Raw genomic sequence first — 10,712 nt, forward strand, 5'->3', positions numbered from 1 at the left:
GCCTGCACCTGCTCCACCACCCGGCCCCAGAGGTCGTGCCGGTAGGCCACCGTGGTGCTGGTGCCTGCGGGCTCGCCCGTGCCTTCCAGCACGTCGTGTGTGCCGTAGGTGGTCGCCTCCAGCGTGCCGGCGGCCGACCAGCGGTAGCGCACCGCCGTGTTGCCCGGCTGCTGCACGCCCACCAGCCGTAGCGCGCCTTGCTGCATCGCGTGGCGCAGTTGGCTGCGCTGGCCCAGCGCATCCGTGGCCTCCACCACCTCGCCCCAGGCGCCGTGGCGCCAGGACTGGCTGCGGCCGGAGCAGTCCGTGTGCCGCGCGAGCTGGCCGCAGGCGTTGTACGCGTAGAGGCTGCGCCCGCCCCGGGCGTCGATCATCGTCACGGGCTGGTCGCACCAGGCGAGCGCGTGGGGCGGGAAGGCTACAGTGCCGGTGCCGTCCTCTTGCGGTTGCTCGTATTCGAACCGTGTGATGAGGACTTGGTTGTCAGTGGATCCATGCCCGCTTCCGGCCGGACCCTTCGCCACCTCCACCAGCCGCCCCCAGGTGTCGTAGCGGAACTCCGTGCGCAGCCCTGCAGCGTCCTGGCTGGCCAGCAGCAGCCCGTCCTGCGCGCTGCCCGCCGCGCCCCAGGGCTGCTGGGTGCTGCGGCCATCAGGGCCCTGCACGCCCAGCAGCCGGCCTGCGCCGTCGTAGCGCCACCACGTGGTGCGGCCCAGCGCATCGGTGGCCGACAACCTGCGGCCTGCGCTGTCATGGCGGTAGCTTTGCTCGGCCCCGTCCGGGGCCACGAGGCGCACCAGGCGCTTGAGTCCGCCTTCGCCTTCGAAGTGGTAGGCCGTGCTGCGGCCCAGGCTGTCGCGCACTACCGTGCTGCTGCGCGCCGGGCCCGCCGGACCCTCACCGACGCGGGCAGGCGCTTCGCTGTACTCGAAGAAGTACGACAGCCCCTCCTCGTTGTGCTGCTCGGCCACGCGTGCGCCCGGGCGCGCCCCCGACCCCTGGCGGCGGCCCTGCGCCGTCTGGTCTTCATAGACGTACCGGTGCCTGGGACCCTGGCGCACCTGGTGCTCCGTCATGCGGTGCAGTGCGTCGTAGCCGAAGCGGCGCAGCACCGTGCCATCTGCGCCCAGCACCTCCGCAAGGTTGCCTGCGCTGTCGTAACGGTAGCCCACGAGCGGCTGAGGGCGCGGGGCGGCGCCGGGTACCACCGCAGGGTCGAGCGGGTTGAACGTGCAGTCCACGCCCACCAGCCGCACACCGTCGTCGGGTTGCAGCAAGGGATGGGCACTTGTCTGTGCTGGTCCGGCATCCTGGTCAATGCGCTCGTAGCGCAGCGCATAGCGGCGCCCGCTGCCATCGGTGATGCCTTGCACGCGGCCCTGCTGTTCGCCTTCCGCGCTCCACTGGTAGCGCTGGCTGCGGCCGAAGCGGTCGATCACCGCATGCAGGACGTGGTCGCCCGATACGCCTGCCGGCAGGAACACCCAGGCCGGTGCGCCTGCACCGCCTGCGCCCGGCACGGAGATGACGCAGCCCGGGTCCGCACGCAGCACCGCCGGCACGTGCGACCAGCGCGGTTGCTGTGCCCAGGGCAGCAGTTCGGCCGGAGTGGAGGATGGGACGGTGGAGGTGGATGCCTCCGGGATGGATGCGGCAGCCGTGGCTACAGCGTTCGCAGCAGCGATGCCGCCGCCCCGCAACAGCCACAGGTCTTCGCTGCTGCTATAGAGCGCCTGCCCTGGCAGCAGCGCCTCTTCAAAGGTGATCGCCCGCCCGGATGCATCGAAGAGCACCACCCGATCCGATTGCAGCCGCAGCCGCAGCTCCAGCGGCAGCTTCCACCCATACCCCAGCAACCCGCATGCCGCACCATGCTTCGCATTCACGTAACTGCTGTACACCCGCTGCCACGCCAGCGGCAGCGGCCCCGGCAGCGCGAAGTCCAGCTCATCGGTCCCCGTCAGCACCTTTGCGCCCAGCGATGGGTTCACCGGGTTGCCCACCGCCATGCCCCCGGGGCACACCGAGCAGGCCACGCCACCCGCCGAGCCGATCAGCACCGTCGCCGAGCCCTGGACGATCGGGCCTCCCTTTTGCGTCATGTCGCCCTGCCGGGCCGCGGGTTTGCCGCTCATGTTCCTGCTTCCCTCGCCTGTCTTTCTCACTGCCCCACAACCTCGAAAGTTGCTTTGTAGTTACATTGAAACGGCCGGAATCATAGGCGGCAAAACATTTGCATCCGCCCCTCCCTTCATCCGCCGGTGCGTTGGCACATGCCGTGTTGTCTGCCGTTCCCCTGTGGCGAAGAGACGGCATGGACGCAACGTTATGGGTGCCATAAAAGGTTGCCGCAGCACCTTCCACCGGCGAGCCAGGCAGGCCGGCATGACCTGGGTCAGGGAATTCCCGCGGTAGCACAGGCTGCGGATGACAGGGGCTCAACGGTTGCGCACAATGGCCGCGGGAGCCCCGCACCCGGCATGGCCGGGGCAGAACGGAGCCCCGACAAGCCATTGAGAGGGAATTCCTGTTGAAAGACGATACGCAGGGGAGCGGCCACGCGTCCGCTCCTGCCGACGACGCCGCACCGCCCCACACCCCGCCGGGTGCGCCATCCACCACCCCCGCGTTCCACGCCCACTCCGTCGAAGGCCAGCCGGAAAGCCGCTGGCAGACGCTGCCCGAGCACCTGCACGCCGTGGGCCGCATGGCGGGCGAGTTCGCCGCCGTGTTCAACGCACAGGAGCTGGCCCAGGTCATGGGCTGGCTGCATGACCTGGGCAAATACACCCTGCCCTTCCAGGCCCGGCTGCGCGGCAGCCCCTTGCGCGTGGACCACTCCACCTGGGGCGCGCGCATCGCCCAGCAGCGCCTGGGCGTGATGGGGCAACTGATGGCCTATGGCATCGCGGGCCACCATGCGGGGCTGGCCAACGGCCAGGGCGAGGGGGAGCGCACGGCGCTGGCGGACCGGCTCACCGCCACCGACCTGCCCGCGCTGCACCCCGCCTGGGAGAAGGACATTCCCCTGCCCGCCCGGCTGGCGCTGCCCGCCGGCCTCAAGCTCTACGGCCAGGACCGGCAGCAGGCCCTGGCGCGGCAACCCTTCCAGATGGCGTTCCTGGCGCGCATGCTGTTTTCCTGCCTGGTGGACGCCGACTTCATCGACACCGAGCGCTTCTACCTGCAGGCCAGGGGTGGTGCGGACCACCGTTCCGCCGGCCCGGCCTGGCCGGCCCTGCCGGCATTGCGCGCCCAGCTCGACGCCCATCTGCGCACGCTCACGGCGGAATGCGATCCGGCCCGCGAGGTCAACCGCCTGCGGGCGGACATCCTGCGCCAGGTTCGCGAGCGCGCGGAATGCACCCCGGGCCTCTTCTCGCTGACCGTGCCCACGGGCGGCGGCAAGACCCTGGCCTCGCTGGCTTTCGCGCTGGACCACGCCATCCGCCACGGGCTGCGGCGCGTGATCTTCGTGATTCCGTTCACCAGCATCGTCGAGCAAAACGCCGCTGTGTTCCGCAAGGCCCTGGGCCCGCTGGGCGATGCCGCCGTGCTGGAACACCACAGCGCCTTCACCGAGCGCCAGCCACCGCGCGGCGACCCGGAGAAATACCAGTCGGTCGAGAAACTGCGCCTGGCCATGGAGAACTGGGACGCACCCATCATCGTCACCACGGCCGTGCAGTTCTTCGAAAGCCTCTTCGCTGCGCGGCCCTCGCAATGCCGCAAGCTGCACCGCATCGCCGGCAGCGTGGTAGTGCTGGACGAGGCGCAGACCATGCCGCTCAAGCTGCTCAAGCCCTGCGTCGCCACCATCGACGAACTGGCGCGCAACTACCGCACCAGCGTCGTGCTCTGCACCGCCACGCAGCCCGTGCTGGAGGCGCCCGCGTTCGACGGCGGGCTGACGGGCGTGCGCGAGCTGGCGCCCGAGCCCACGCGGCTCTTCCAGCAACTGGAGCGGGTGCGCGTGCGCCACGTGGGCACGCTGGACGACGCGGCCCTGGCCGCCCACATGCGGGTGCGCGAGCAGGTGCTGTGCATCGTCAACAACCGCCGCCACGCGCGGGCCGTGTACGAGGCCATGGCCGACCTGCCCGGCGCGCGGCACCTGACCACGCTGATGTGCGCAAAGCACCGCAGCGAGGTGCTGAACGAAGTGCGGCAGATGCTGAAGGCCGGGCAGCCCTGCCGCGTCGTCAGCACCAGCCTTATCGAGGCCGGCGTGGATGTGGACTTCCCCACGGTGCTGCGCGCCGAAGCAGGCCTGGATTCCATCGCCCAGGCAGCGGGCCGTTGCAACCGCGAGGGCGGCAGGCCCATCGATGCCAGCGAGGTGCTGGTGTTCGCCCCCGCCAACGAGGACTGGGCGCCGCCCCCCGAATTGAAGCAGTACGCCCAGGCCGCCCGCGAGGTGCTGCGCCAGTGCGCGGACGACCCGCTATCCCCCGAAGCCATCGCCCGCTATTTCGCGCTGCTGTACTGGCAAAAGGGCGGCGACCAGCTCGACGTGCCCGACCTCATGGGCCTGCTCAAGACCCGCCGCCCGGACAGCCTGCCGATGGAAACCCTGGCGACGCGGTTCCGCATGATCGACAGCGGGCAGATGCCGGTGATCGTGCCGTATGACGACACGGCCAGGGAAACGCTGGAGCAACTGCGGTTTGCCGAAGGCAGCGTGGGGCTGGCGCGCAAGCTGCAGCCGTATCTGGTGCAGTTGCCGCGGCAGGGGTTCGATGCACTGTACCAGGCCGGGGCCATCGCGCCGGTACGGCCGGACAAGTGGGGAGAGCAGTTCATGGCGCTGGTGCATCCGGACATCTACAGCCAGCGCTTCGGACTGCATTGGGAAGATCCCACCTTCATCCGCAGCGAACGTCTCCACTGGTGAGTCTGCCGTGGGGCAGAAGATGATGAACACAAGCGAATACAGGGAGGGGCCATGGCCTATGGAGTGAGATTACGCATCTGGGGCGAGCGCGCCTGTTTCACGCGCCCGGAAATGAAGGTGGAGAGGGTCTCTTACGACACCGTTACACCATCTGCCGCTCGCGGCATCCTCGAAGCGATTCATTGGAAGCCTGCCATCCGCTGGTCCATCGACCGCATCCACGTGCTCAACCCGATCCGCTTCGAGTCCATACGGCGCAACGAAGTGGGCGGCAAGATCTCGCCGGCCAGCGTGACCAAGGCCATGAAGGCCGGCACGCCTGACGGCCTGGCGAACTACGTCGATGAAGACCGGCAGCAGCGCGCCGCGACCATCCTGCGCGATGTGGCCTACGTGATTGAAGCGCACTTCGACCTGACACCCAAGGCCGGGCCCGACGACTCGGTGGGCAAGCACCTGGACATCTTCAACCGCCGCGCGCGCAAGGGGCAATGCTTCCAGCAGCCCTGCATGGGCGTGCGGGAGTTTCCGGCCAGCTTCGAACTGCTGGAGGATGGCGCCTCGATCCCTCCCGTGCATGACAGCCTGCTGGCGCCGCGCGACCTGGGCTGGACGCTGCACGACATCGACTTCGAGCGCGGCATGGCGCCGCGCTTCTTCCGCGCGCAGATGGTGGGTGGCGTGATCGAGGTGCCGCCCTGGCAGAGCGAGGGGGTGAAGTCATGATCCTGCAGGCACTGGCCACCTACTACCAACACCTGCTGGCACGCGGCGAAGAAGGGCTCTCCCCTTTTGGCTACAGCCCTGAAAAGATCAGCTACGAGATCCTGTTGGCGCCCGATGGCCGCGTGGTGGACGTGAACGACATCCGCGACACCTCGGGCAAGAAGCCCATGCCCCGCATGATGAACGTGCCGCAACCCGAGAAGCGCACGGCGGGCGTCAAATCCAACTTTCTCTGGGACAAGACCAGCTACGTGCTGGGTGCCAGCGCGACGAGCAAGCGGGCGGACCAGGAACACGCCAAATTCAAGGAATTGCATCAAGAAAATTTGGCGGGTATCGACGACGCGGGCCTCAAAGCCTTCCTCGCTTTTCTTTCGTCCTGGAACCCCGAGCGGTTCGCCGCAGTGCCCTTCAAGGAAGACATGCTGGACGCGAACGTCGTCTTTCGGCTGGATGGCGAGAAATCCCACCTGCACGAGCGTCCCGCCGCGCAGGCCGTGCGGACCCGACTGCTGGCAGGCAGCGACGGCGGCACTCCTGCGCTGGCGGATTGCCTGGTGACCGGCGAGCGCATGCCCGTCGCCCGGCTGCACCCCGCCATCAAGGGCGTGAACGGCGCGCAGAGCTCGGGCGCTTCCATCGTGTCGTTCAACCTGGAGTCGTTCACCTCCTACGGCAAGAGCCAGGGAGAGAACGCCCCCATCTCCGAGCAGGCCGCCTTCGCCTACACCACGGTGCTCAACCACCTGCTCCGGCGCAGCGAGCACAACCGCCAGCGCATCCAGATTGGCGATACCAGCGTGGTGTTCTGGGCCGAAACCGACGACACCCAGGTAGCCCAGGCCGCCGAGTGGACGTTCGAGTCGCTGCTCAACACGCCCCCCGACGACTCGCAGGAAGCGGCCCGCGTGCGTGACGTGCTCGCGCATGTCGCCAAGGGCCGCCCCTTGAGCGAGCTGGACCCGAAACTGCACGACGGCACGCGCATGTTCGTGCTGGGCCTGGCACCCAACGCCTCGCGCATTTCGATCCGCTTCTGGGAGACCGGCACACTGGGCGTTTTCGCCCACCGGCTGGCGCAGCACGCGCAGGACTTCCGCCTGGAGCCCGTGCCCTGGAAGACCGCCCCGGCCGCCCGCCGCGTCGTGCTGGCGACGGTGCCCAACCGCGAAGGCGCCATGCCCAAGATGGACGACGCTTTCAACAACCTGTTGGGCGAATTCATGCGCTCCGTGCTAAACGGCCGCCCCTACCCGCGCAGCCTGCTGGCCAACACCCTCATGCGCATCCGGAGCGACGGCAATCTCTCGGGCCTGCGCGCGGCGATCTGCAAAGGCATCCTGGCCCGGGAGAGGCGGCTGGGCATCAACGTTCATATCCACAAGGAGGAGGTTCCCGTGAGTCTCGACAAGCAATCCACCCATCCGGGCTACCGGCTGGGCCGCCTGTTCGCCGTGCTGGAAGCCGTGCAGCGCAGCGCGCTCGGCGGCCAGGTCAACGCCACCATCCGCGACCGCTACTACGGCGCCGCATCGGCCACGCCTGCGTCCGTGTTCCCCGTGCTGCTGCGCAACACGCAGAACCACCTGGGCAAGCTGCGCAAGGAGAAGCCGGGCCTGGCCGTCAACCTGGAAAAGGACATCCGCGAGATCGTCGATGGACTGCCGGAGCATTTCCCCCGCAGCCTGCGCATCGAAGACCAGGGCCGCTTCGCCATAGGCTACTACCACCAGTCGCAAACCCGGTTCGTGAAGGGCGACGGCAGCGCCGCACAGGACAGCAACGACCACGATTCCAACACAGACACCACCGAGGGAGCCCCCGCATGACCGCCATCGCCCACCGCTACGAGTTCGTCTATCTGTTCGACATCACCAACGGCAATCCCAACGGCGACCCGGATGCCGGCAACCTGCCGCGCCTGGACCCGGAAACCAACCGCGGGCTGGTGACCGATGTGTGCCTCAAGCGCAAGATCCGCAACTTCGTGACCCTGGACAAGGAGGACACGCCCGGCCACGCGATCTACATGCAGGAAAAAGCCGTGCTGAACCAGCAGCACCAGAAGGCCTGGGAAGCGCTCCGCATCCCGCCCGACGCCAAGGAACAGTTCAAGAAACTGCCCAAGGACGAAGCCAAGGCCCGCGAGATCACGGCCTGGATGTGCGCCAACTTCTTCGACGTCCGCACCTTCGGCGCCGTGATGACCACGGGCGTGAACGCCGGCCAGGTGCGCGGCCCCGTGCAGATGGCCTTCGCCACCTCCATCGATCCCGTGGTGCCGCTGGAAATCTCCATCACCCGCATGGCCGTCACCACCGAGAAAGAGGCCGAGGCGCAGAGCGGAGACAACCGCACCATGGGCCGCAAGCACATCATTCCCTACGGTCTCTACCGCGCACACGGCTTCGTCTCCGCCAAGCTGGCCGAGCGCACGGGGTTTTCCGACGCCGACCTGGAGCTGTTCTGGCGCGCCCTTGCCAACATGTTCGAGCACGACCGCTCCGCCGCGCGTGGCGAGATGGCGGCGCGCAAGCTCATCGTCTTCGAACACGAGAGCGCCATGGGCAACGCCCCGGCGCACGTGCTGTTCGATGCGGTGACGGTCATACCCGCCCAGCCCGATGCCGACGTGGCTCCACGGCGTTTTGCGGATTACCGGGTGGAGGTGGACCATGCCGCCGTGCCCCAGGGCGTCACGGTCCGCGATCTGATCTGAGGCCACAGGGCGGCGGCAGAGGCGGAGGCAGCAGCGGCCACGATGGAATCGGACGAATTCATCCCGCTGTCCGCCCTGCAGCACTACCTGTACTGCCCGCGCCAGTGCGCGCTGATCCATGTCGAACAGCTCTGGGCAGAAAGCCGCCACACCGCGGAAGGCCGGCTGCTGCACGAACAGGCGGACAAGCCGCGCGGCGAACGCCGCCGCGGCGTGCGCACCGCCACCGCCCTGCCCCTGGCACATGCGGGCCTGCGCATCAGCGGCATTGCCGACGTGGTGGAGTTCCACGAGGCGCCCGATGGCGAGCAGGCGTTTCCCGTCGAATACAAGCGTGGCCGGCCCAAGGCCCACCGGGCCGACGAGGTGCAGCTGTGCGCCCAGGCCCTGTGCCTGGAGGACATGCTGGACCAGGCTGTGCCGCACGGCGCGCTGTTCTACGGCGCCACCCGCCGCCGCACCGACGTGGCCTTCGACGCCGAACTGCGCCGCCTGACGCGGGACACCATCGCGGCCACGCGGGCCATGCTCGATGCCGGCGTCACCCCGACGGCCGACTACAGCCCCAGGCGCTGCGACGCCTGCTCGCTCATCGAGCTGTGCAGCCCCAGGCTGCTGCAGCGCCGCACCAGCGTCAATGCCTGGCTGGCGCGACAGTTGAAGGCCGAGCGCAAGGATGACAACGACAACGGCAATGAAGACAGCGGGGAGGCCGAAGCATGCGGCGGCAACTGAACACGCTCTACGTCACCACCGAAGGCGCATGGCTGCACAAGGACGGCGCCAACATCGTGATGGAGGTGGAGCAGCAGGTGCGCGCACGCCTGCCCGTCCACATGCTGGAAAGCCTGGTGTGCTTCGGCCGCGTGCTGGTGTCGCCGCCGCTTCTGGGCTATTGCGCGGAGCAAGGCATCACCACCTGCTTTCTGACGCCGAACGGCAAGTTCCTGGCCCGCGTGGAAGGCCCCATCTCCGGCAACGTGCTGCTGCGCCGGCAGCAGTACCGCGCCAGCGACGACCCGACCCGGTGCTCCGCCATCGTCTGCAACCTGCTGCAGGGCAAGCTGCACAACCAGCGCGCCGTGCTGGGGCGGGCGCTGCGCGACCACGGCGGCAAGCTGGCAAGTGAACATGAGGCAGCGCTGCAGCACGCCCACACCCGCCTGGAACGCATCGCACGGCAGCTGTCGCCCGAGCAATCGGTGGACCTGCTGCGCGGCTACGAAGGCGAAGCGGCGCAGTCGTATTTCGGGGTGTTCGACCACCTGGTGCGCGTGCAGGAGCCAGCCATGCGTTTCACGGGCCGCAGCCGCAGGCCGCCGATGGATGCCGTCAACGCGCTGCTGTCATTCCTGTACACCCTGGTCACCCACGACTGCCGCTCCGCGCTGGAAAGCGTGGGGCTGGACCCCGCCGTCGGCTTCCTGCACCGCGACCGCCCCGGCCGGCCCAGCCTGGCGCTGGACCTGCTGGAAGAGTTCCGCCCCCTGATGGCCGACCGCCTGGCCGTGTCGCTCATCAACCTGCGGCAGATCGGCGAGCGCGACTTCCAGACCCTGGACAACGGCGCCGTGTTGCTGCGCGAGGAATCGCGCAAGACCGTGCTCACGGCCTACCAGGAGCGCAAGCGCGAAGAACTGCGCCACGTTTTCCTTGAAGAAAAGGCGGCCATCGGCCTGTTTCCGTTCATCCAGGCCCAGTTGCTGGCCCGGCACCTGCGCGGCGACCTCGACGCCTATCCGCCCTTCCTGTGGAAATGACAAGCATGCGCCCCGCAGCCCGCCACCACGCGCCAACAGGACACCCGCCACCATGATGGTCCTCGTCAGCTACGATGTCCGCTCGCAGGACAAAGCCGGCGCCCGCCGGCTGCGCCACATCGCCAAGGCCTGCCTGGATTTTGGCCAGCGCGTGCAGTTCTCGGTGTTCGAGATCGAAGTGGATGCCGCCCAGTGGACCGCGCTGAAGGCCCGGCTGCAGCAGACCATCGACCCTGCCCAGGACAGCCTGCGGTTCTACTACCTGGGCAATGATTGGCAGCGCAAGGTGGAACACGTGGGCGCCAAGCCGGTACTGGATTTGAACGGGCCGCTGGTGCTGTAGCGGGAGGCTGGCCCAAGAGGTCGCCAGCCATGCGCCAGGCCGGGAGTGGCGCGGCCGCCGTCGCGGCTGGTCATTGTTTCGCGCCTCTCGTTCCCTCTCCTCTCATTCTTTCAACCATCCAGCGCGAACCGGAAGCGACTGCCTGCGCCCAGGGGAAGTTCGCAGCGTGGCAAGTGATTGATGTGCAAAGGGATTGTTGGACCGTGAGCGGCTTTGCCAGGCGAAAGCCCTGCTCTTTGGGCAGGTTCGCGCGCGTTGGCGGAAAAGTGG

Annotated in this window: 9 protein-coding genes; 7 read left to right on the forward strand and 2 right to left on the reverse strand. The window is 68.3% G+C overall.

Translation table 11 applies throughout. The annotated features are described in order from the left end of the window. Nucleotides 1–2,135, reverse strand: a 2,135-nt coding sequence (locus BLR05_RS24590; RefSeq protein ID WP_143016012.1) for a DUF6531 domain-containing protein, incomplete at its 3' end; no start/stop codon positions are given. A 395-nt stretch (nucleotides 2,136–2,530) separates the two neighbouring features. Here BLR05_RS24590 and BLR05_RS24595 point away from each other — a divergent pair. From BLR05_RS24595 to cas2, 7 genes are read left to right on the forward strand one after another with little or no spacing between them, the layout of a single operon-like run. Beyond that, nucleotides 2,531–4,894 (forward strand): CRISPR-associated endonuclease Cas3'', encoded by a 2,364-nt coding sequence (locus tag BLR05_RS24595; RefSeq protein ID WP_244160178.1) that lies wholly within the window; start codon nucleotides 2,531–2,533, stop codon nucleotides 4,892–4,894. 51 nt (nucleotides 4,895–4,945) lie between these two features. Beyond that, complete coding sequence (gene cas5c, locus BLR05_RS24600; RefSeq protein ID WP_092840230.1) at nucleotides 4,946–5,620, forward strand: type I-C CRISPR-associated protein Cas5c; 675 nt, start codon at nucleotides 4,946–4,948, stop codon at nucleotides 5,618–5,620. After that, nucleotides 5,617–7,449, forward strand: coding sequence for a type I-C CRISPR-associated protein Cas8c/Csd1 (gene cas8c / locus BLR05_RS24605; protein WP_092840232.1), 1,833 nt, complete (start codon nucleotides 5,617–5,619; stop codon nucleotides 7,447–7,449). The genes cas5c and cas8c overlap by 4 nt, the downstream gene beginning before the upstream one ends. Beyond that, nucleotides 7,446–8,339 (forward strand): type I-C CRISPR-associated protein Cas7/Csd2, encoded by an 894-nt coding sequence (cas7c, locus tag BLR05_RS24610; protein ID WP_092840235.1) that lies wholly within the window; start codon nucleotides 7,446–7,448, stop codon nucleotides 8,337–8,339. Before cas8c ends, cas7c begins: the two co-directional genes overlap by 4 nt. A gap of 42 nt (nucleotides 8,340–8,381) precedes the next feature. Then, nucleotides 8,382–9,074 carry a CRISPR-associated protein Cas4 gene (gene cas4, locus BLR05_RS24615; protein WP_092840238.1) on the forward strand — a complete coding sequence of 231 codons (693 nt, stop codon included), beginning with the start codon at nucleotides 8,382–8,384 and terminating at the stop codon, nucleotides 9,072–9,074. Next, entirely contained in the window at nucleotides 9,059–10,099 is a 1,041-nt protein-coding gene (cas1c, locus tag BLR05_RS24620; RefSeq protein ID WP_092840241.1) for a type I-C CRISPR-associated endonuclease Cas1c, read from the forward strand. The genes cas4 and cas1c overlap by 16 nt, the downstream gene beginning before the upstream one ends. A gap of 52 nt (nucleotides 10,100–10,151) precedes the next feature. Beyond that, nucleotides 10,152–10,442, forward strand: a complete 291-nt coding sequence (cas2, locus tag BLR05_RS24625; RefSeq protein ID WP_013596241.1) for a CRISPR-associated endonuclease Cas2 — start codon at nucleotides 10,152–10,154, stop codon at nucleotides 10,440–10,442. Between the two features lie 70 nt (nucleotides 10,443–10,512). Here cas2 and BLR05_RS26885 read toward each other — a convergent pair. Then, nucleotides 10,513–10,712 (reverse strand): hypothetical protein (locus tag BLR05_RS26885; protein WP_208606067.1); only part of this gene is annotated, 200 nt, incomplete at its 5' end.

This window comes from Paracidovorax cattleyae, from assembly GCF_900104515.1.
GTDB classification, from domain to species: domain Bacteria; phylum Pseudomonadota; class Gammaproteobacteria; order Burkholderiales; family Burkholderiaceae_C; genus Paracidovorax; species Paracidovorax cattleyae.